The 21,584-nt window shown below is 41.0% G+C and carries 25 protein-coding genes; 19 read left to right on the top strand and 6 right to left on the bottom strand.

Translation table 11 applies throughout. The features are described from left to right. Nucleotides 1–187: 187 nt before the first annotated feature. The 12 genes from CL181_RS07385 (at nt 188) to CL181_RS07330 (ending at nt 8,974) form a co-directional block, all read left to right on the top strand. Entirely contained in the window at nt 188–2,635 is a 2,448-nt protein-coding gene (locus CL181_RS07385; protein WP_097298663.1) for a radical SAM protein, read from the top strand. Continuing rightward, nucleotides 2,632–3,126 (top strand): ferritin family protein, encoded by a 495-nt coding sequence (locus tag CL181_RS07380; protein WP_176505107.1) that lies wholly within the window; start codon nt 2,632–2,634, stop codon nt 3,124–3,126. The genes CL181_RS07385 and CL181_RS07380 overlap by 4 nt, the downstream gene beginning before the upstream one ends. Nucleotides 3,127–3,162: 36 nt before the next feature. Continuing rightward, a complete protein-coding gene (locus CL181_RS07375) occupies nt 3,163–3,570 on the top strand; it encodes a carboxymuconolactone decarboxylase family protein (RefSeq protein WP_097298661.1) in 408 nt (135 codons plus the stop codon). Nucleotides 3,571–3,640: 70 nt separating this feature from the next. Next, entirely contained in the window at nt 3,641–4,060 is a 420-nt protein-coding gene (locus CL181_RS07370; RefSeq protein WP_097298660.1) for a bacterioferritin, read from the top strand. Then, complete coding sequence (mcrC, locus tag CL181_RS07365) at nt 4,060–4,746, top strand: methyl-coenzyme M reductase I operon protein C (RefSeq protein WP_255251478.1); 687 nt, start codon at nt 4,060–4,062, stop codon at nt 4,744–4,746. Before CL181_RS07370 ends, mcrC begins: the two co-directional genes overlap by 1 nt. Before the next feature lie 6 nt (nt 4,747–4,752). Beyond that, a complete protein-coding gene (locus CL181_RS07360) occupies nt 4,753–4,965 on the top strand; it encodes a DUF2180 family protein (protein WP_097298658.1) in 213 nt (70 codons plus the stop codon). Nucleotides 4,966–4,970: 5 nt separating this feature from the next. Beyond that, nucleotides 4,971–5,192, top strand: coding sequence for a DUF2180 family protein (locus CL181_RS07355; protein WP_097298657.1), 222 nt, complete (start codon nt 4,971–4,973; stop codon nt 5,190–5,192). 6 nt (nt 5,193–5,198) lie between these two features. Next, complete coding sequence (locus tag CL181_RS21130) at nt 5,199–6,098, top strand: pyruvate ferredoxin oxidoreductase subunit gamma (protein ID WP_097298656.1); 900 nt, start codon at nt 5,199–5,201, stop codon at nt 6,096–6,098. Next, on the top strand, nt 6,095–7,267 hold the full coding sequence (gene porA, locus CL181_RS07345) for a pyruvate ferredoxin oxidoreductase (RefSeq protein WP_097298655.1): 1,173 nt from the start codon (nt 6,095–6,097) through the stop codon (nt 7,265–7,267). The genes CL181_RS21130 and porA overlap by 4 nt, the downstream gene beginning before the upstream one ends. Then, nucleotides 7,264–8,226 carry a thiamine pyrophosphate-dependent enzyme gene (locus CL181_RS07340; RefSeq protein ID WP_097298654.1) on the top strand — a complete coding sequence of 321 codons (963 nt, stop codon included), beginning with the start codon at nt 7,264–7,266 and terminating at the stop codon, nt 8,224–8,226. Before porA ends, CL181_RS07340 begins: the two co-directional genes overlap by 4 nt. Beyond that, entirely contained in the window at nt 8,223–8,480 is a 258-nt protein-coding gene (locus tag CL181_RS07335) for a glutaredoxin family protein (RefSeq protein WP_097298653.1), read from the top strand. The genes CL181_RS07340 and CL181_RS07335 overlap by 4 nt, the downstream gene beginning before the upstream one ends. After that, the gene (locus tag CL181_RS07330; protein WP_097298652.1) at nt 8,477–8,974 is read left to right on the top strand and encodes a ferredoxin-thioredoxin reductase catalytic domain-containing protein; all 498 of its coding nucleotides are present in this window, start codon (nt 8,477–8,479) and stop codon (nt 8,972–8,974) included. Before CL181_RS07335 ends, CL181_RS07330 begins: the two co-directional genes overlap by 4 nt. Nucleotides 8,975–9,120: 146 nt before the next feature. Here CL181_RS07330 and CL181_RS07325 read toward each other — a convergent pair whose 3' ends face one another. Continuing rightward, nucleotides 9,121–9,705 (bottom strand): hypothetical protein, encoded by a 585-nt coding sequence (locus CL181_RS07325; protein ID WP_097298651.1) that lies wholly within the window; start codon nt 9,703–9,705, stop codon nt 9,121–9,123. Between the two features lie 513 nt (nt 9,706–10,218). On the opposite strand from CL181_RS07325, the gene CL181_RS07320 reads away from it, so the two are divergent. From CL181_RS07320 to CL181_RS07295, 6 genes are all read left to right on the top strand, one after another. After that, on the top strand, nt 10,219–12,930 hold the full coding sequence (locus CL181_RS07320) for a NosD domain-containing protein (protein WP_097298650.1): 2,712 nt from the start codon (nt 10,219–10,221) through the stop codon (nt 12,928–12,930). Between the two features lie 378 nt (nt 12,931–13,308). Further along, the gene (locus CL181_RS07315; RefSeq protein WP_176505106.1) at nt 13,309–13,629 is read left to right on the top strand and encodes a nucleotidyltransferase family protein; all 321 of its coding nucleotides are present in this window, start codon (nt 13,309–13,311) and stop codon (nt 13,627–13,629) included. Nucleotides 13,630–13,704: 75 nt separating this feature from the next. Continuing rightward, nucleotides 13,705–13,899, top strand: coding sequence for a hypothetical protein (locus CL181_RS07310; RefSeq protein ID WP_097298648.1), 195 nt, complete (start codon nt 13,705–13,707; stop codon nt 13,897–13,899). A 4-nt stretch (nt 13,900–13,903) separates the two neighbouring features. Further along, nucleotides 13,904–14,596, top strand: coding sequence for an IS1096 element passenger TnpR family protein (locus tag CL181_RS07305; RefSeq protein WP_097298647.1), 693 nt, complete (start codon nt 13,904–13,906; stop codon nt 14,594–14,596). A gap of 227 nt (nt 14,597–14,823) precedes the next feature. After that, a complete protein-coding gene (locus CL181_RS07300) occupies nt 14,824–15,036 on the top strand; it encodes a TRAM domain-containing protein (RefSeq protein WP_097298646.1) in 213 nt (70 codons plus the stop codon). A gap of 25 nt (nt 15,037–15,061) precedes the next feature. Continuing rightward, nucleotides 15,062–15,268: a CxxC-x17-CxxC domain-containing protein gene (locus tag CL181_RS07295; RefSeq protein WP_097298645.1), complete on the top strand. Its 207-nt coding sequence runs from the start codon at nt 15,062–15,064 to the stop codon at nt 15,266–15,268. Between the two features lie 52 nt (nt 15,269–15,320). Here CL181_RS07295 and CL181_RS07290 read toward each other — a convergent pair whose 3' ends face one another. Beyond that, nucleotides 15,321–16,229, bottom strand: a complete 909-nt coding sequence (locus CL181_RS07290) for a Fic family protein (protein WP_097298644.1) — start codon at nt 16,227–16,229, stop codon at nt 15,321–15,323. A 350-nt stretch (nt 16,230–16,579) separates the two neighbouring features. On the opposite strand from CL181_RS07290, the gene CL181_RS07285 reads away from it, so the two are divergent. Then, complete coding sequence (locus CL181_RS07285) at nt 16,580–17,455, top strand: cation diffusion facilitator family transporter (RefSeq protein ID WP_097298643.1); 876 nt, start codon at nt 16,580–16,582, stop codon at nt 17,453–17,455. A gap of 7 nt (nt 17,456–17,462) precedes the next feature. Here the strand turns inward: CL181_RS07285 and CL181_RS07280 are convergent, their stop codons facing one another. The 4 genes from CL181_RS07280 to CL181_RS07265 all read right to left on the bottom strand — a co-directional run bounded on the left by CL181_RS07280 (nt 17,463) and on the right by CL181_RS07265 (nt 21,577). Beyond that, nucleotides 17,463–17,951, bottom strand: coding sequence for a chemotaxis protein CheD (locus tag CL181_RS07280; RefSeq protein WP_097298642.1), 489 nt, complete (start codon nt 17,949–17,951; stop codon nt 17,463–17,465). Nucleotides 17,952–18,153: 202 nt separating this feature from the next. Continuing rightward, the gene (locus CL181_RS07275) at nt 18,154–18,771 is read right to left on the bottom strand and encodes a chemotaxis protein CheC (protein WP_097298641.1); all 618 of its coding nucleotides are present in this window, start codon (nt 18,769–18,771) and stop codon (nt 18,154–18,156) included. After that, entirely contained in the window at nt 18,768–19,613 is an 846-nt protein-coding gene (locus tag CL181_RS07270) for a protein-glutamate O-methyltransferase CheR (RefSeq protein WP_097298640.1), read from the bottom strand. The genes CL181_RS07275 and CL181_RS07270 overlap by 4 nt, the downstream gene beginning before the upstream one ends. Further along, nucleotides 19,610–21,577, bottom strand: a complete 1,968-nt coding sequence (locus CL181_RS07265; protein ID WP_097298639.1) for a chemotaxis protein CheA — start codon at nt 21,575–21,577, stop codon at nt 19,610–19,612. The genes CL181_RS07270 and CL181_RS07265 overlap by 4 nt, the downstream gene beginning before the upstream one ends. Nucleotides 21,578–21,584 lie beyond the last annotated feature (7 nt).

Genomic DNA, 21,584 nt, shown 5'->3' with positions numbered 1-21,584 from the left:
AAATACTTCACTGAATACTATTATGAAAAAACTCATTAATAAATCTTACTCTTTGAATTAATAATATCATGATGACATTTTTATTAAATATTATGATATTTTGTAAAAACCATTATTCTGTAAAAGGCATTATGTTCATGAAGGTTAATAGGGTTTAGAATTTGGGCACAGAGAATTAACAGCAGATATGATTGATCATTCCGAAATTATATTAAAGAATTTTCATAAGATTGAGGGATACCGCATCTTTTTTCCCCGCGCAAATCCCACATTCAATAACCCGGGATTTGAGAATGCCCGGCTGCGGGTATTGATCGTTCGTCTCTCTCCTTTTCAAAATATCAGGGAATCCATAACGCATCATTTTCTTTTCCAGGAAATACGAAGAGCTCTGCCTCTGGCATATATTGATTATGCATTTTTTCCCGATCCAAAGAATATCCGGTTTTTCAATGATAACAAAATACCATTTTTCCTGGGCATCCAATCCCTCCGTCCAATAAATGATTTTGATCTTATTCTGATATCCAACTCTTTCACCCTGGAATTATTCAATCTGCCATATCTCTTTTCAAATACCGGGATCCCGGCCCTGAAGTCAGAAAGACAAACGCTTCGCCCCATCGTAATTATGGGTGGCTCAAATGCACTGATGGCTCAATGTGCCATATCGCCGGAAGGCGATTCTTTTATTGATGCGCTATTTTTCGGGGAAGGCGAAGGAGCTGTCGGGAAAATCGCTTCTATCGTGAATGACAGTAAAGAAAAACCAAAGAAGCTGGTACTGCATCTTCTTGAAACCGAAGTAAAAGGATTGTTTGATATCAGGCTTCCGATCCCGGATAGTATTGGTATTGCTCCCCCTAAAACGCCGCAGGCTTCGTATATTATAACCGAATACCCGGTATTGAATACCGATATTGAGAATACGGTAAAACTCCAGATAACTCAGGGGTGCCCATGCTTCTGTTCATTCTGCTTTGAAGGGCATACAAGAAAACCATTCAGAGAATATGAACCCGGGGACATCCTTTCAAAAGCGCTTGAAGTAAAAGTAAAACATGCACCTACCGGGTTTGATTTTCTGAGTTTTAATTTCAATCTTCATACAGGAATCTCAATAATAATCGCTGGCCTTAATGAAATTGCAAAATTTGTGAATTTCAAGAGCCAGCGGGCAGACATCATCGCAATGCACCCTGAGCTTCTTGATCTTGAGATACTTTCCGGGAAAAGGACTTTCACGCTGGGGGTGGAAGGGATAAACGACAGGATGAGACGTTTTTTGCATAAGAGTTTGTCTGAAAAGGAACTTCTCATATCGCTTGAACATATCTATTCGAGAAAACCAAGGCAAATAAAATTATTTTTCATAATTACAGGTCTTGAAAATGAAAATGACTGCCGGGAATTCAAAACTTTCATAATGAAGCTTAAAAATTTAAAAACAAAATTATCACCGGGCTGCAGGACAATTATGAGTTTCAGTCTTCTTTCAAACCTTCCTTTTACACCCCTGCAATTCAGCCGGACCATAAAAGATCCTGAGAGCATAAAAAAGATAAAAGGGGATATTAAGAGGGATTGTGAAACCAATAACTTTGAGTTCAGGATGGCACAGGATATAGAGGAATTCCTGATATCGCAGCATATTGTTCTTGCAGGTTTTGAATGTTTTGGGGTCATTTCCGGATTTGCCAGAAAGGGTGGATACTTTGATGGTGAACATATGATCGGTGACAAAAATTTGCTTATCTGTGATTTAAGATCAGCATCAGGCAATGGAATATCCGAAGCTAAAGACATGAATTACGTTTTTCCTTTTGAAAGCCTGAAAGGCACTCCTGCCAGGTCATTTCTTTATAAAATGTATACCAGATCCATGAATTTTACAGACAATGGATATTGTCTTGAAGGAAAAGGTGGCTGCATCGGGTGCGGGGGATGTGAAGAACAAAAACTTTTATCGGTTCCTGTGGTTTTACAGAAAGATCTCGAAAGACTCAAAAATACCGTAGAGAAAAAGAAAAGGCCAAAGATCGTGCAGGCAGCAGTTACCTTAAAAGAATCCGGGCGATACCTGACCCCGGAAGCAAAATGCGCATTTATCGGGAAATCTATTCTTGAACAAATACCTGCACTTATAAAGGACTATCTTTTATGCAGGCAGGTGCAGAATATGCAAGCTTCCAAAGGATATGGTTTCCTTTTCGGCCGATTCCTGTATGATTTTGAATTTTCGGGAAGTCAGGAAATATTCATTGAGCGCCTCAAGGAAGAGAATATCGAATCATCACTATTGGATATCTCATCTTTCGACGGAAAAGAAGTCGGAAATAATTTTAAGATAGTATCACTGTGGGACGATCCTTCAAAGTACAGTTTCCAGAATCGTTTGCAGGAATACCTGCTTTTAAATGGACTTGGTTTTGACATTAAGAAACATGAAGGGATGGTCTGTTTTGAGGTCGCAGTGAAGGACAGGAAAAAAAAGCTCCTGGATTCAGTATTATTTAGCCAGAAAGATAATTTAGTGACTATCGAGGTAAAAACCGATTCAAATTTCCTGATAATAGATATGCTCAAGTATCTTTTTGTTGATAGATGGGCGGATGCGGAGGTCGAATCGATTTGACAATCCAATCTTTTATTATACTTGAAAGACAAATTAAGAGGATGGAGGAGGAAGTTGTGATCGATTACATAAAAGAATCAAAACTTAGTGTAAAATCTGCAGTAGAAAAAATGCAAACAATGGAAATAATGGAGAAAACGTTTGATTCGGAATCAAATGATATAGCATTATATCTTGCCATGTCAAAAAGAGCAGAGGAGGAAGGGGAAAAAGAGATTGCAGCTTATCTTTTTAATATTGCAATGGATGAGGCATCTCATGCCGCCCAATTTGCAGCTCTCCTGGGAATGGTCAAAGATACAAGAACAAATCTTCTGAATATGCTTGCAGGAGAAATACAGGCGGAGAAAGATAAATCAGATGCATCAGAAGTGGCATTCGGTGAAGGAAATGATGAAGCGTTCAAATTTTTTGAAAAATCAATGAAAGATGAAACAAGACATAAGGAAGGAATAAAAAAAATCCTTTCAAAATTGCAGGCAAAGGATTAAATAAACTCTTAAACAAAGATACCATGGGAGAAAAATATGGAACCTAAGAAAGTAATAGACAGCATAGAAGGTAAAATGGGATTTACTCCTGAAATAATGAATATGATGGGTGAAATGAATCCCGATATGTTTGAACATTATAAGAAATGCGATGACCAGATCCAGGAGGATGGCGCCCTTTCTGCAAAGGTCAAAGTATTGATGTCCCTTGCTGTCATGGCAGCCCAGAGATGCGAGCCCTGCTGCGAATCACAGATGAGAAGCGCACTCAACCACGGTGCCACAAAAGAAGAAATAATGGAGACAATGAATGTAATTTTCATTACTTCGGGCGCACCCGGCGTAGCAGCGTGCAGGAGAGCCCTGAAACTTATAGAGGGAACAGAGGGAAGAGAAGGATACGGCAGCGGTCATGGCTGTATGCCTGGAAGAAAAAGGCAGTAAATAAGATAAGATTGAAATATATTAATATTCATTGATTTATCAATGATATAAGATCAAACGGGAGGAAAATATGAGCCAGAAAATAATAGATGCATTGAATAAGGACAGAGAAGAAGAATTGAGCGCTATCATACAGTATATGAAGCATCATTATGAGGGAGAGGGAATGGAAAGTCCTGCCATTCTTGAAATATTCAAATCAATTGCAAAAAGTGAGATGGACCATGCTGAAAAGCTCGGTGAGAGGATTGTATATCTTGGGGGAACACCAACAAAGAAACCCGAGCCAATAGCTGAAGGCGGAGACTTAAAGAAAATGGTACAGGATGACCTGGCAAAGGAGAATCATGCTATAGAGCAATATAAGGAACATATCAAACTTGCCATAGAGGAAGATGACCCCACAACAAGACTTATGCTTGAAGAGATACTCTCAGATGAAGAAGACCATGCAGATACATGGCAAACCTTACTTAAGGTAAAAAAATAATCATGTTCGGAAGAGAAACACAATTAGTAGATTGCAGGGAGACAATGGGCCTTGGCCGGGGTGGCGGTCTTGCCCAGAGAGGCACCCTCTCTGAGGCAGCAAGACCTGATGTGGTAGCTATTGCCATGTCCCCAGGCCGCAGGCATATCACAAAACCGGTATGTGAAATAACGCAGGGTCTCAGGCGGGAAAGTATACAGGTTAGTGTTCTTGTGCTTGAGGCTGGCGCGGGTGTTCCAATGGATGAAACCGGATCTTCTAATGTTTCAAGAGGCTATGGAGCAAATTTCGGTCTGACAGCTAAAGAGATAGAACAGATAGCAAGGCACAAAATTGTATTGCTCAATATGGGAAATGTGAATTCCCATATAATCTCAAAAACAAAAAAGATATTGAAATATATAAATATCCCTGCAGTAGTAGCCTGTGAATATCCTATTGATTTTGAGGATTTTGCAAAAGCAGGAATTAAAACAAAACTTGTAAAACCCAAAAATCCGGAAACAGAAGGAACCGTGGCTGCGATCGTCAGTGGAATAACGAGAGGAGAGACCTGTTCACGAATAAAGCTAAATGAACTGGCAAAAGAGATCCGGCAGATACTTGGCCAGAAAATAGAATCAACCCATGCAGTAAGAAGCGATCTATTGATAAAAGAAGGACTGATGGCAAGTGAGGAAGAGTGAATTAGTATGAAATGTTATGTTTGTGCTAAAATGGGGAAAAATACGGACGCAGTGGCGGCCTGTATAGTGTGCGGTATGGGCGTTTGCATGGAACATGCGATATATGAAGAAACGCCTGTCTGGAAAGGTGACTATCCTGTAAGGCTTGAAAAGGATATTGAGAAAATGAAACGAATAATGTGTCCGCCCTGTCATGAAGCCCTTAAGGAGAATTGGTGATCGCTATGTTGAGATGTTTTGAATGCGCACGAAATGAGACTGTTGAAGAATCCGTTGCCATATGCATCATGTGCGGAAAAGGGCTCTGTATGGGACATGCACACAGGATTGACCTTCCGATATGGGAGGGAGGATATCCGGCGCCTGTCAGGATACTGAAAAAAGGTCTCCCGAGATTTGTATGCAGTGATTGCGGGAATATACTTTTACCCGGCTCCTGTGAATAAAAAGTCATGTACGAAGTGAGATTTCATGGTCGTGGCGGACAGGGGGCGGTCATGGCTGCCCAGACCCTTGCAGAGGCTGCTGTCAATGAAGGAAATTATGCAGTAGCATTTCCTTTTTTCGGGGCTGAAAGACGGGGAGCGCCGGTTCTTGCCTTCACGCGTATCGATTCAAAAAAAATATTCAGTAAAACACAGGTATACAATCCCGACTGCGTGGTCGTGCTTGATGATTCGCTGCTTGACACAATTGATGTTGTATCAGGTTTGAAACCGGAAGGTATTGCGGTTATTAACTCAAAGGAAAGACCGGAAGACATAGATCTGGGTAAGATCATCAACACAGCGACTGTCAATGCAATATCCATAGCGCTTGAAATCCTGAAAGCCCCGATCACCAATACCGCAATCCTGGGGGCATTTGCAAAAGCAACAGGGGTTGTAAAGATAGAATCCTTAGAAGAATCGATCAAGAGAAAATTCGGTGAAAAGCTCGGAGAAAAAACAGGTGAAAGAAATGCGCTTGCTGCACGGACTGCGTATGAAAAGACAATTATTGGGAAAAGCAGGGGCATAAAAAAGCTTGAAGCAAGAAAACAATGGCTGCCCACATATCAGGAAATGCCAGTGGGCGGATCTCTTATTGAAGGTAAAACTGATGCAGGTCTTATCGGTCCTGGAAGTTTTATCGAGAATAAAGTATCGGGCTGGGCTACATATCGTCCGTTGAGGGACAGGGAAAAATGCGTTATGTGCCTTTTATGCTGGTTTTACTGTCCTGAAGGCACGATCCACAGGATATCCAACAGGGGAGACCTCATGACCAATTACGATTATTGCAAAGGATGCGGCGTATGCGCCAACGAATGCCCTGTTGATGCGATAAAAATGGTGAGGGCTCGCGTATGAAGAAAGTAATTACAGGCGACCATGCTGTTGCGATCGGTGCAAAACTTTGCCGCGTGGAGGTAGTACCGGCTTACCCGATAACTCCGCAGACGCTGATAATAGAGCATATCGCAGATTTTGTCAATGATGGCGAGCTTGATGCAAAGTTCCTTACAATGGAGTCAGAGCACAGCGTAATGAGCGCAGCAGCAGCAGCATCTGCTGCGGGTGCACGGGTATTTACTGCAACTTCTTCCCAGGGACTTGCATTCATGCATGAGATGCTCTATGCTACAGCACCTCTTCGGCTTCCAATTGTGATGCCAGATGCCAGCCGTACACTTGGTGGGCCGCCAGGGATCTGGTGCGAATACAATGATTCCATGGGCGCGCGGGATTCCGGATGGTTGCAGCTTTATGTAGAAGATAACCAGGAAGCTCTGGATATGGTGATCCAGTCTTTCAGGATAGCTGAAGATAAGCGGGTTCTCCTTCCTGTGATGCCCTGTCTTGATGGTTTTGTACTTACGCATACTGTTGAGCCGGTTGATGTCCCGCAGCAGGAGGAAATCGATTCATTCCTGCCACCTTATGAGCCCGATATCATCCTTGACACTGCAAGACCTGCGATGATCGGGACTTTCATGCCTCCTGAATATATTATGGAAATGCGAAGACAAACTGCGGGAGCAGTTGAATCCTCAAAAGAAGTAATCCAGGAAATAAACAGCAAATTTGCAAAAAAATTCGGAAGGGATTATGGGGGCCTGATTGATACATATCGGATGGATGATGCCGAAATTGCTTTGATCACTATGGGAACCGTCACAAGTACATCCCGTGAGGTTGTGGATGAATTGAGGCAAAAAGGAGAAAAGGTGGGTTTAATAAAGCTTCGATTTTTCAGGCCATTTCCTTCGCGGGAATTAAAAAAAGCGGTATCAAAATTAAGCGCCCTTGGTGTTTTTGACCGCTCGATATCCTATCACGGGGGAGGGCAGGTATATAATGAGGTGCGCTCAGCCCTTTTTGGGATGACAATACCTGTTATCAATCATCTTGCAGGATTAGGAGGCCGCGATGTGACAAAGGAGCAGATAATGAAGATGTTCGAGTTGACACGAAAGGCAGCAAAGGGTGAAAAAGTTAATGAGATAAATTGGCATGATACGCGGGGTGAAACCGTATGATCACAATAAAGGAACTGCCGGATGAGAATCTTTTTACGGCAGGACATACCGCATGCCCGGGATGCGGTGTTGCCATGTCGATAAGGAATGCGATACGCGTTCTCGGAAAAGATACTGCCGTATATGTCCCTGCAAGCTGCGGTGTGGTGTTTGGCACAACATTCCCGTATGGAGCATGGAAAGTGCCGTTTTTCCATACAGCTTTTGAAAATACCGGAGCCTGCCTGACCGGAATGCAGGCGGCTTTTGAAAAGAAAGGGAAAAAAGTAACTGTGGTCGGCTTTGCAGGAGATGGCGGGACTTATGATATCGGTTTGCAGAGCATGTCGGGTGCTGCGGAACGTAATGATGATGTTCTTTATATCTGCCTTGATAATGAGGCATATATGAATACAGGGATACAGCGAAGCGGTGGGACGCCTTTTGGCGCATGGACCACGACTACGCCTGTAGGAAAGCATATCCAGGGAAACAGGAGGTTCAAGAAAAATCTCGGTGATATCGTTGTAGCGCATGAAATCCCGTATTATGCTACGCTTTCCATCGGCCAGCCCCTTGATTTCATAAGAAAAGTGGAGAAGGCAAAAAATATCAGGGGTTTCCGCTTCCTTCATATGTTCACTCCCTGCATACCGGGCTGGAAAATGGACCCGGCAAGAACCGTTGAGGTCACAAAAAGGGCTGTGGAAAGCGGGATGTGGACGCTGTATGAAGTGGAAAACGGCGAGAAAAGGATCACATATAAACCAGGAAAAATGAAGTCAGTAAAGGATTACCTGATGATGCAGGGACGTTTCAGGCACATGAGCGATGAAGATATAAATGCTCTCCAGATGTGGGTTTGCAAAAAATGGAACCTGCATTATAAGGAAAAAGGATCGCCGGATATTTGTGAAATCGCGCCGCCTGAGGAACATCATGCAGTTACGGAAGAACACAGGGAGATGCACGGACCATGAAGAAAAATATTAAACCAAAACTCTATACGCTTAGCACATGCGTTCATTGTCGCGCAACAAAACGGTTCTTGAAGAAGAACGGTATCGAATATGATTATGTGGATGTGGATAAATTAAGTGGAAAGGAAAGGGAGAATATAATTTCGGAAATGATGAAAATAAGTCCGGATGTGAGATTCCCAACCATAATAATCGGTGATGAGGTGATTATAGGTTTCCGTGAGGATAAAATAAGAGAGGCGCTGGGCTTATGATAACAGTTGAAGAGATGTTTGCAGGAATGAAAAAAATTGCAGATGAGGAGGGTTACAAGTTCAATCCTTATAAGGATGAACTTGATGATATTCTCCAGGGCCTGTGGGATAATGAGCACCGATATGGCTATGGGTCGTGCCCCTGCCGTATCGCAAGCGGAGTGCTTGCCGATGATATGGATATCATCTGCCCGTGCAACTACAGGGACCCCGATGTTGCAGAGTATGGATGCTGCCTGTGCACATTGTATGTGAATGACGAATGGATATCAGGGAGAAAGTCGCATGACCCGATCCCGGAGCGGCGGCCCCAGGAATATTATGTGAAAGGCTATCCGAGCATTAGAGAACAGAAAGGAGCAGGAGGTGGAGAAATGGTTGAGGTTTACAGGTGCCAGGTATGCGGATATCTATGCGCGAGGGAAGAGGCGCCGGATCTATGTCCTGTTTGCAGGGCGAAGAAGGAGAGGTTCGAGAAGTTTGAGATGAAGTGATATCGAAGTCGGAAGTGATTTTAAGGAAATTGATGGAATACTTCAATTCGATAGTTAGGAAATAATCCTGAAAACGTTAGATACAGGCCCTTAGATTGTACGGAGTATACCGATGACTGCAACGATAGACGTGTATCATGCATCCGTTATGAATCCAATCCCAGATATCTTTTAATATATTCTTGTATAAGGGGCTTTAACAAATCGTAAATAGGAGACCATATTTTTCGCGCCTTGTCAAGCAAAGATTTCATTTTTTCTATATCTGGTTTTTTCTTTTTTCCCTCTGATTCTAACTCTTTAACAACATCAGATACTTCTTTTTTGCTGTTCTCGTCCAACTTAGATTCTTCAATTGCCCGATATATTCGATTAAAACTATCTTCAATTCTAATATTCTGAGATTGGAATATCTGTGAGTTATTTATATTGCTATTAATGATTAAATTTAGAAGTGGTACTTCACGGGCAAATAGTTCTGGGTGTTCGATTGCATCGATTCCATGAGCAGTAATCTTACACTGTATTGGCTTACCATATTCATGAATAGCCTTTGTACACCAACAATGTAACAATTCCTTCTCATACAGATACCTCACATGGCCTACAAGCTCGTTCTCATTCATATTAAATATATCAATAAAATGATCATAATCTCCGTAATCTGTAGGGTTTTCTTTATATAACTCATAATAAAATTGTAAGATGTCTAATCTATATTTGTCATTCATATGGAATATAACCAAGCCCCTTCACAATATATTTGTTTCGGAATTGCCCTCTTCTAATCTCATTTAATGCATCCTCCCGTTGATGCCACGCTTTTCAAAGCGTGGTAGTGACTGAAGGCGATATAACCCTCATGCTCTCGAAAGGCAATATGAATCCAGAATAACCATCTAAAACCTGAAAACTCGGCGCCTAAGAAACTCGTTTATTGCTTCATTCGAATTTTAATACAGTGATCTGAATTTTTATTTATACAGAACAAAATGTCAGACCAGTAATGCCGACAAGAAGCAGACCTTCATTATAGGATGCGTTTAAATTCAACAGAAGGTAAAGGATTTTTTAATTTGACGCTTCTATCACTGTGGAAAAATAGCTTTCATTTTTATTAGAGTTTTTTCTATTATTAGTATAATAATTATTTATGTGCTCAATATAATTAACAAATCTTATATACAACCTGCTATTGACAAATATGCAACCACGCTGCAATACAGCGGGACAGGTGTGAAAAAATGGTATCTAATAGAACTCACAAGCAAAGAGGTCATGCCCTCAGGATAGCTTTTGGAATAACGTTGTTAGTATTATTCGTTGGTGTGGGATTTGTACAAGCAGAGACACAATTGCCTTTGCCCCCAGAAATTAATTTTTCTGATTCGTTTCAATTCCCCTGGAGAATTGAAGGAAATGGAACTTATTTTGAATTGAATAAAAGTGAGTATTTGAACACAACTCTTTACAGCTCTGAATCTATTAAGCTGATCCTCGAATCTGTTCCTGAAATGGTTACAATACATATTGAGTCAAATTCTGATGCCATTTCAACGCAGATAACTCTCGGCGGCTTTTTACCCTTAACTACTTACCACAAATACGAAGATAATTATCACAATCACGTCGCTTTCACGACAGATGCCAATGGCAACTATACTTATACGCAGGATTTATCTCACAAGCACCTTGTCTTCATCCAGCCCAAACCTAGCACCAAGTTTATTATTGATGATGCAACTGGCGGAGATTGTACCACATTTGGAACGTGGGATGCCACAATCAAGACATGCACCCTGACAACCGATTTGACAGATACTATTCAAATTGACAGCGACGGCATAACCCTGGAAGGCAATGGATATACCCTGACAGGACTTGGTGACGGTAGCGGTGTGTTCCTCAGCGGAAGAACAGGGGTCAATATCAGTAACCTGAATATCAATGATTTTTCATATGGAATCTATCTGGGTACATCCAGTTACAACACGATCAGCAGCAACAATCTCTCGAACAACAGCTATGGGGGCATTTATCTGGATTTTTCCAGCTACAACACCGTTAGCAGCAATAATCTCTCGAACAACAGCTATGGGGGCATTTGGCTGATTTCTTCTAGCTACAACACGGTCAGCAGTAACAATATCTCGAACCACATTTTTGGAGGCATCTATCTATCCAAATCCAGCAACAACCAGATAAACGCAAACATTGGTTCGAACAACGGTCCGGTTGACTTTGTTGGTGGAATATTTGTAGGTGACATCATTCTAGTGATGAACAGCAACAACAACAATGTCAGCAGCAACAATGTCTCAAAAAGTAATTTTGGCATTATGCTGGCTGAATCCAGCAATTACAACACCGTCAGCGGCAATATAGTTTCGAATAGTAAGGGTGGCATTGTAACGTTTCTTGTTAGTAACAATATCCTGAGTGGAAACACTGTCTTGGACAACAACTTAGGTATCTGGGTGTACCAATCTAGCAATAACATGGTCAAGAACAACACTGTCTTGAACAGCAGAACATATGGTATCGGGGTGAGTTCTAGCAACAATATGGAGAGTTGCTGCAACAATATTATCTATAACAACAACTTAATCAACAATCCAACACAGGCTATTGTCTATACCGACAATAATATCTTCAACCTTGAAGCACCCATAGGTGGCAACTACTATAGTGACTATGATACTCCTGAAGAGGGCTGCAATAATATTAACGGTGATAACTTTTGTGATGAGCCTTATGTCTTTTCTAGTGGATGGGATAATTTGCCATGGATAAGCCCTGACGGTTGGCTACCCCGAGGCAACACACCTGTAGGAAGTAATGTCCAAATAAATCCTGATGCTCATGTTTCAATTTTATATAATGAAGTCACAACTGCAGGTGATACCACTGTAACCCAATCTACAACAAATCCGGGACCTGATAAAGATGATTTTATGTTTCTGGGCAATTACTATGAACTATCCACATCAGCCGTATTCACACCTCCAGTCACTGTTTGTATCAACTACGACGATATAGGCATGCCGCTGGAGAGAGAAGCGCATCTCAAGATATTCCACTGGAGTGAGGGTGGAACAGGCTGGGATGATGTAACTTCGCCCGGCTATCCTGACATTGATAGGAATATCATCTGCGGTCAGGTGGATTCATTTTCATATTTTGTTGTTGGTTACGATAATAGCGGCCCAATTGTTTCGAATATCGTTGGAATATCCGATCCTGTGAAAATTAACACCGATATTATTCTTAATGCACCGATAGATGATACTACAAATGGAAGTTCTAATATCAAATCCGCTGAGTATAGCATAGATGGAGCATCCTGGAAATCAATGAGTGCGACAGATGGTCTTTTCGACGAACCTGCTGAGGAAGTAACAGCGACAGTCTCAATACCGGAGCCTGGTGTGTATGATCTTTGTATCCGGGGTATAGATGTTGTTGATAACACGGGACAAGAGAAGTGCAACTTACTTGTTGTTTACGATCCTTCTGGTGGATTCGTGACTGGAGGAGGATGGATTATTTCAAAAGCTGGGGCATACACAGCCGATACATTATTGGAAGGACACGCAAACTTTGGTTTTGTCTCAAAATACCAGAAAGGAGCTAATATCCCAACAGGTGAGACTGAGTTCCAGTTCAAAGAAGGCAATCTGAACTTCAAGAGTACGGTTTATCAGTGGCTTGTGGTTGCAGGGGTTAAAGCACAGTACAAAGGCTCGGGCACGATCAATGGCACTGGCGACTATGGTTTTCTCTTGACTGCAACTGATGGTCAATTACCCGGCGGAGGAGGGGTTGACAAATTCCGTATCAAGATCGTGGACAAAGCTACGGGAACGGTTGTTTATGACAACGTGGGTGGATCAGATGATATGGAAGCCGTAAATCCACAGGAAATAGGCGGTGGAAGCATCGTTATTCATAAATAAGTTCAGCAAAAGGATATATTCTATAACTGGGGCGATACTTACGCCCCACCATATTTTTTTTAAAGTCTTCCATTAGTTATTTTGTCCACCAATCATTAAGCAAACATGCGCCTGAATCAATATATTGAGAAAAAACAAACTGACGGGAATTCAAAATCCATGAGCATCAACCTGATGCCCGCCGAATTCGGGGGTCGTTGACTTTCTCTACAGAATCCGAAGCCGAAGGCATGGATGCCCCGGAATTTATTCCGGGGTGAGAAGGTTGGAGCTTTGCAGAATAAGAAAAAAAATTTTAATTATTTATCCAAAAGACAAGTAAATCAGAAGTGGCTAATAAGAGTTAACATTAAATCATTCACGACCAATTATAAAATCATGCAAGAGAATATCAAACTAATAATCGAAGAATTCAAAGCAAAAGTCCAAAATCTCTATGGAAAACGATTAAAAAATATTATTCTTTATGGTTCTTGGGCACGAGGCGATCAAAAAGAACATTCGGACATTGATCTTGCAATATTGCTTGAAGGAGATGTTAATCCTGGAAAGGAAATAGACCGCATGATAAATATAATAACAGACCTTCAAATGAAATATAATGCTTTAATATCAGTATATCCCGTATCTGAAAAGAACTATTCGGCCGTAAAAAGTCCACTGTTAATAAACATACATAAAGAAGGCATAACTGCATGAAAGAGATTGATTCTCTAATGGCGAGGTCAAGAAAATACCTGGAGAGCGCTAAAATTCTTTTAATGTCAGGAGATTATGAATCATCAGTATCCAGAGTCTATTTTTGAAAAGGAGATGAGTAAAGAACTTACTCGTGCTTTTGAAAAAAGACAATTAGGTGATTATGAGTACACTTTTGTGATAACTGAAGATGAAGCTCAGGAAATGATTGAAAAAGGTGATCATTTCGTCTTAAGAATAGCCAGATATTTAGATATAAATAGTCGCTGAAAAAATGAAACATCAACAATTTAAACCACAAAAAACCAACGGAACCTGCGCCGTTTGCAGCAAAAGCTTCAGCAAAACAGCTATGAAGAAGCATCTGGAATCAAGCGGTCACTCAGCAAGGGAAGGTTCAGGAGATCAGGTGCCTGTAGGAGCAAAATTATTCACCATCCTTGTCGAAGGAAGCCTCTTTAACGAATACTGGATGTATCTTGAAGTTCCTGCAAATACAATACTCAGGAGACTTGATAATTTCCTGAGAGATACATGGGTGGAATGCTGCGGGCACATGAGCATGTTTGTGATCGATGGAAAAAGATATTTGTCAGAGACAGATGAGTTTTTCAAAGAGGATCTAAGCATGCATTATATCCTTGATAAGGTTCTGAGTCCTGGTAAGAAGTTCAGCTATGAATATGATTTCGGAAGCACCACACAGCTTGACCTGAAAGTGGTTGGTGAACGGGAAATCGAAGATTCTGATAGTTCGGTCGTGGTCCTTGCAAGAAATGAACCGCCATTACTGGTATGCAATTCGTGCGGAAAGATCGCCACATATATTTGCAGACGGTGCGGTTGTAACAACGAAGGATGGGTTTGTGATGACTGTTCTTCAGGTCATGAATGCGGCGAAGAGATGCTGCTGCCTGTAGTCAATTCACCGCGTGTTGGAGTATGCGGATACACTGGAATGGATTGATTAGAAATTTTCAGGAATGATCCTGAAAAAAAAACCGCAAAATCACATCTGTTCACCCGCAGGTGTGAAGAGGAACGTATATATAAAAGTACCCAAAAAGCTTATATACTATTATGCTGCATTGACAACTATCAGTTGTCTAATTAGGTAATTTATAGAGTTTAGGGTTTTCCCCTCTGTGTTTGCTTTTTTTGGTAGATTGGTTAAAAATAAACAGAGGTAAAAATTTGTTAACAGAAGAAGATAGAATTTCTCCGGTCTCGCAAGGCGCTATCCACGATGTAAAGATCGATAGCATTGCCAGAGAAGGAGATGGAATAGCACATATACAGGGTTTAGTGATTTTTGTGCCAGGCACGAAAATCGGAGACCAGGTAACGATTAAGATCGAGCGGGTAATGCAAAGATTTGCAATTGCAGCACTTGCTGGAAAGAATTAAAATAACAAAATCAACGGAGATATATATGAGTAACGATAGAAAAAGCGACAGCCGCAGCAGCGGTGGATTCAGAGCAACAGGTCCAAGAGATATGCACATGGGGCCAAGAGAAATGTTCAAAGCAACCTGTGCAGACTGTAAACAGGAAACTGAAGTACCCTTCAAGCCATCCGGCGACAGACCGGTATATTGCAGGGAATGCTACCAGAACCATAGACCAAAAAGATTTTAAATAACATCGGGCGCTGATAGGAATATCAATGCCAACTTTTTTTTAGTTTTTATTATTTATTAGCCAGAGGCTTAAACCTGCATTCTTTCAAATATCGTTTGAAAAACCATTGTAAGAATATATCCTCTTGTTTTTTTGTCTGAGACCTTTCAAGAGCGCTGTAATAACCGGCTCTTTTTTCATAAGGTATGTTCAGCATTGGAAAATCATTTTTGTGAAAAATAAAGTTCATCATCAATCTGCTGATTCTTCCATTCCCATCTGCGAAAGGATGGATGGTTACAAGTTTGAGGTGAATCAGCGCTGCGAGTTGTACCGGATGCATTTTATCTTTGGTTCTGTCGTACCATTTGAAAAATTCCATGAGCAGCGGATAGACTTCTGCAGGAAATGGCGGTATGAATTTGCTTCCTGCGATAGCTACCTGATGCGCCCTGATAATTCCGGCTATGTCGGCTTTTGTGCTTTCGAACAACTTTTTATGGAAATACAATATAGTATTCAGAGAGAGGTCTTTTTTATAATCCAGCATTTCGTAGAATGCGTTTTTGTGCGCCTGCGCCTCTTTTACATCATTTATGGGTCTTTTGCCTGAAGTTATCCCTTTTTCAAGCAGGTCTGCCGTATCCCTGAGCGTAAGGGTTGAGCCTTCGATCCGGTTTGTGTCATAGGTGAACCTGATGGCGAAAGTCTCAATTTCTTTTTCCCTCGCGGATTTTGGGGTGATTTTTTCCTGTTTTAAGAATGCTGCTTTTATTTCATCGAATCTATCCAGCCATTTTTCTTTATAAATTTCAGCCATGAACTCTGCCATATATTCCTGTTTCAATTCTTCGATATTCGAAGGGAGGGCTTTTCCAATGATCTTCTCTTTCTTGTGCACTCTGTCTCCTTCACGGAAGCTGTGCTCGATATAATAATATGTATGATTTTTCACTGTTTTTTTTCTAATTGCGGCCATATTCTTATATTACCCCTACATATTTATTAAATTTTGTGTTATTATACAGAATGTAGGGGTAATGACGCTTTGTCTTCATGTTTCGAGTTCTCCATTAAACGCTTTCTGCATAAATTCAATGAAGCTGTAAAACAACGCTAACACCAAAAGATGAGTGTTGACCTATTTTCGGGGATAGGCATAGCGTTAAATAGTTTCAAACCAGACTGAGTAAGGAACGAGACATAGTATTGCACGAACTGCAAGATTTCAAGCCTGTGGAGAATCCGGCAGGTATTCGTTGAAGCAGGAAGCTACAATGCCTTCAGGCTGTGGTAGTTCACTCTAATAACCCCAATAATAAATTACACATGGAAGACATCAATAAGAACCTGAAAATCGCAATTTTTCTGACAACATTCATCTTTTTCCTTGAATTTGCAGGCGGGATAATATCAAACAGCCTTGCCTTGCTCTCGGATGCGGCCCATGTTTTCATGGATGTTATCGCCTTATTACTTACCTATGGTGCGATCAGGATCTCAGCGCGCCCATCCAACAGGAATATGACCTTCGGTTATCACAGGTTTGAAATATTTGCCGCCCTGATCAATGGATTGACAATAATAGGGATCTCGGTTTTCATCTTTTATGAGGCATATGAAAGGATTTTAAACCCCCCTCCTGTAAAAGGCTTTGAAGTGCTCATTATCGCAACTGTCGGACTTCTGGTCAATGCCTGGGCTGCTTTAAAACTGCACGGGCATCATGACCTCAATATCAAAGGTGCCTATCTCCATGTGATCGGTGATGCTCTTGCATCCATAGCCGTAATAGCAGGCGCAGTAGTTATTATTTTCACCGGGAATAATATTGTTGACCCGATCTTAAGTATTGTAATAGGCCTGATGCTTCTTTATGGGGCAGTCAAACTCGTTTTCGGTTCAATCCGTATCCTTCTTGAATTTGCACCAGAGCATGTAGATGCGGATATTCTTTCAAAGGTAATGATGGAAATAGAAGGCATAAAAGGGATACATGATATCCACATCTGGAGCATTTGCTCAAATATCCATGCCATGAGCGCACATGTGCTTGTGGACAGGATCCATGTACAGCAGACAGAGATATTAATAAGTGAAATAAACCGGATAGTAAGGGAAAGATTCCAGATAGTCCATACAACGCTGCAATTCGAATGTGCCGAATGTGTTCTTCCTGAAATTGGCCACCAGATCGGGCATTAAAATATAGCTAAATTTCCTTAGTCTCATGAAAAGCGCTTTTTACATACATAATGCCTGAAGCAATATTGAATTCGACAGTTCTTCCATAATTCAAACCAGTATCACTGGCAATAAGCGGGATTTCCAATTCTTTGAGTTTTTTCTTAACTGCTTCGATATTTCTTTCCCCGATATTGATGGAACTGCTTCCGATATTGAACATGCTGGCACCACCTGCTATCTTTGCTTCTAACCTCCTTTTCGCACAGCCTTTCTCAAGTAGTAGTTCCACTACCATTTCAATGGCTGAATCTGCAAATTTCATAGGATTACTCTTATTATTTGCCTCGGATATACTGGGAAGAAGTATGTGGGAAAGTCCTCCGTACCGGGCTACCGGGTCACGAATTGAAATGGCCACGCAAGACCCAAGACCGATGGTAACAAGTACCGCAGGATTATGAACAACTACAAGTTCTGCAATTCCAATAATTATCTTTTCAGGTTTCGGATCCATAATTATATTATTCTTCTATATTCGGATATAACTAAGCAGTATAATCATGCTTATTATTATGATGTGAGCTGGTATTATAATAAAAACAATAATCAAGCTTTATATCGTTGGGGAGAAAACCACTGGACTTATTCTGGACTGCTTGAGTAATCTAAACATAGATACTATGAAACAGGAAGCCAGATACTTATAGGGCGGCAGTTCACTTCCCGACCAGCTTGTTGATAGCCTCAAGCATCTTTGTAAGAGAGTGGGAATCAGTAAATATCAATATTTTCCCGTCGATTTTTTCAGAATTAATATCAAATTGGGTCTTGAGGAATAAAACATCTTCAACATCCGGGCTCATAAGACATACAACCTGGTTAATTATCGCATCCGATATATCATAGACGTCTGATGGCGGGGACAAACCTATCGATATTGACAGGAAATTTGAAAGGGCAGAAATATATGTACCCCCCATAATATTACCCAGTTCCTTCAGGACCGATGTTTCCATTTCATCGAATCCTTTTGTTACATCGGCTTCACCAATTACGAGCCTTACCAAAAACTTTGCCGTTGGCTTTGATAATAAAAGGAGCAAAAAGCCTTTTGCATCCCCTTTGAGTTCAAGTATTATCCCGATAACAGGGTCTTCATTTTTCACAAGCTGTGGCACCGTGAGCAAAGGTATTAATTTAAGTTCGGGAAGCGATATCCCCACCTGTTTATTTACCATCTGGGAAAGGGAAGTTGTCGCATGTCCGATCCCGATATTTCCAACTTCCTTTAGTGCATCGCTCTGGAAATCCGTGAGCGTTTTTATATCAGTCATATTTTTTCCCTCTTTTGAAATATTCTTTCTTTCAAATCAAAACGTTTGAAAAGTTGGGTTGAAGGCCCTACCAGAGTCTCAGTTTTTCCCATAACAAAATATCCCCCATCATTCAGGGCATTATAAAAATTCATATATAATATCTCCTGCAAACTTTGTTCAAAATAAATTGTAACGTTCCTGCAAAATATAATATCAAAACCTGAAAATTTCGGGCCTGAAATCAGATCATGGCGTTTCACCTTCACAAGCTTTTTTACTTCATCAATGACCTGGTAATTATTATTATCTTTCTTTATGAAAAACCGATTGATCCTTTCCTGGCCTATTTTTTCAAGCTGTTTTGGCTGGAATATTGCCGTTTCTGCTTTCGCAATGGAGTCATCATCAATATCTGTAGCCTGGATCGAAATATTATATCTTTTGATTGAATGTCCAAGGAATTCATTCAACATAATTGCGATCGAATAAGGTTCTTCACCATTTGAACATCCTGCGCTCCATACCTTGATGACTTTATTAATTCCCTTTTGTTTGATCAGTTCCGGAAGAACATTGTTCCGGACAGAGTCAAATGTTTCCGGGTTCCTGAATAATTCCGTGACATTTACTGTTAATGTTTCTTTGAGCTTGTTTACCTCGTCCTCACTTTTTGATAGCATCTGTGCATAATCCCTATAAGATTTTGACTCGGTCGCACGAAGCCTTACAGCAAGCCTTCTCTTCAGGTGAGGCTGTTTATAGTCTTCACAGTTAAATCCGATTTTTCTTTTAATGATAGACTTCAATTCTGAAAATTCCTTCTCATCTTCATGTATGATATCTGTTAGTAAATTCATCATAGTAATGTCCCTACATCAAGGATCAAAGCAACATTGCCATCCCCAAGGATCGTGGCTCCTGCGAATCCTTTGACTCCTTTTAATATGTTATTGTCAAGGTTCTTGATTATCACTTCCTGCTGGCCGATAACCTGGTCTACTACCAGCCCCACATTACTGCCCGCGCGTTCAACTACAACCACAAGAAGTTCTTCAGAACCATTGCCTTTAATGTCAAAGAGCTTATGTAATCGAACCAGAGGCAGGACATCTCCCCTTATCAGAACTACTTCTTCACCCTTGATCGTCTTTATTTCTTCTTTCTTAATTGACAGGTCCCTTATAACATTGGTAATAGGTATGGCATAGATATCCGAACCAACCTTAACCATCAGTGAATGAATGATTGCAACAGTCAAAGGAAGCTTGAGTCTCATCATTGTTCCTTTCCCCGGGACAGATTCGAGTTTAATCGACCCGCCCATTCCTCCGATCTTTGTCCGCACCACATCCATTCCTACTCCTCTTCCGGAGATCTCTGTTACCTTCTCAGCTGTACTGAATCCTGCCATGAATGACAGGTTTATCGCCTCAGTATCGGAAAGTTTTGCTGCTTCTTCCTGTGTCATCAATCCTTTCTTTACAGCAGTTTCTCTCATTTTTTGCGGGTCCATTCCTTTGCCATCATCAACTGCTTCAATAACAACATGATTTTTTTCCCGCCTTGCAGTCAATCTGATCGTTCCTTTCTCGTTCTTGCCATTCTGTTTTCTTACTTCGGGGGATTCAATACCATGGTCAATGCAATTCCTCAGGATATGCACAAGCGGGTCTCCAATTTCATCAAGTACTGTACGGTCAAGTTCAATATCCCCGCCTTCCAGGATCAAGTCGATTTCTTTCTCCTGATTTTTCGCAAGATCCCTTACCATTCTCGGGAACCGGTTAAATATCTGTTCAATAGGCACCATCCTTGATGCCATGATCTCTTCCTGAAGGTCGTTTGTAAGGCGGTTAAGACTGGCAAGCGTCTCCTCAAGATCATCCAGTTTATGCACACTGGCAAGCTGCATTAATCGGATTTTGTTTATAATAAGTTCCCCTACAAGGTTCATCAACGAATCCAGGCGTTCTATGCTTACCCGTACGCTCTGTACGCTTTTTATAGAGGTTTTACTCCCATTCCCATCGGTGACACACGTTTTTTCTTCGATTTTTTCCCTGGATTTAGAGCCTGTGTGGGATTTAACTTCCACTTTTGATATCTCGGATACTTTTTTTGCTGCATCTTCTAATTTTTTGGCATCTTCTATTGTCGAAATTATGACCTTGAATTCCCGATCGAATTTTTCATCCTCCAGATCCTTTATCGGAGGGACTGTTTCAATGATCTCGCCAATCTCAGATAGATTTCTCATTACTACTGTTGACCTGGCAGATTTAAGCATGCAGGATTCATGAAGCGTCACAGTTATTTCGTAAATATTGCCTGTTTCGGATTTTTCCCCGGAATTAACGGGCGCATTAATGCCTGCGGCCGGAATATCATTCGAAATAGCCTCATGTGCTGCATTAGTTTGAACTATTTGCTCATCCTTTAATGGAACAGATACATAGTCATTTGTTGATAATTTGCCAATGAGAGAAGCAATATCAATTTCTGAGGATTTTTCCGGTGTTTCCACCATTTTTTCAAGTGTATCAAGACATTCAAACAGGACATCTATTGCAGAAGAGTCAAGATTTATCTCATTTTTTCGGACCCTGTCCATCAGGTTTTCCATGTTATGGGTAAGTTCTTTAATATTTGTATAACCCATTGTTGCAGACATGCCTTTGAGGGTATGGGCTGCCCTGAACATCACATTTATTGTTTCACTGTTAGCCGGGTCTTTTTCAAGACTGAGAAGTGCATCATTCATTGATTGGAGATGTTCCGCGGATTCAACTGCGAACATTTCTTTATATTCATCCATGTCATCCATATTATTT

It is taken from the genome of Candidatus Methanoperedens sp. BLZ2 (assembly GCF_002487355.1).
In the GTDB taxonomy this organism is placed as follows: domain Archaea; phylum Halobacteriota; class Methanosarcinia; order Methanosarcinales; family Methanoperedenaceae; genus Methanoperedens.
Note: the sequence above shows the minus strand (reverse complement) of the source record. Positions and strands in the feature narration are given on the sequence as shown.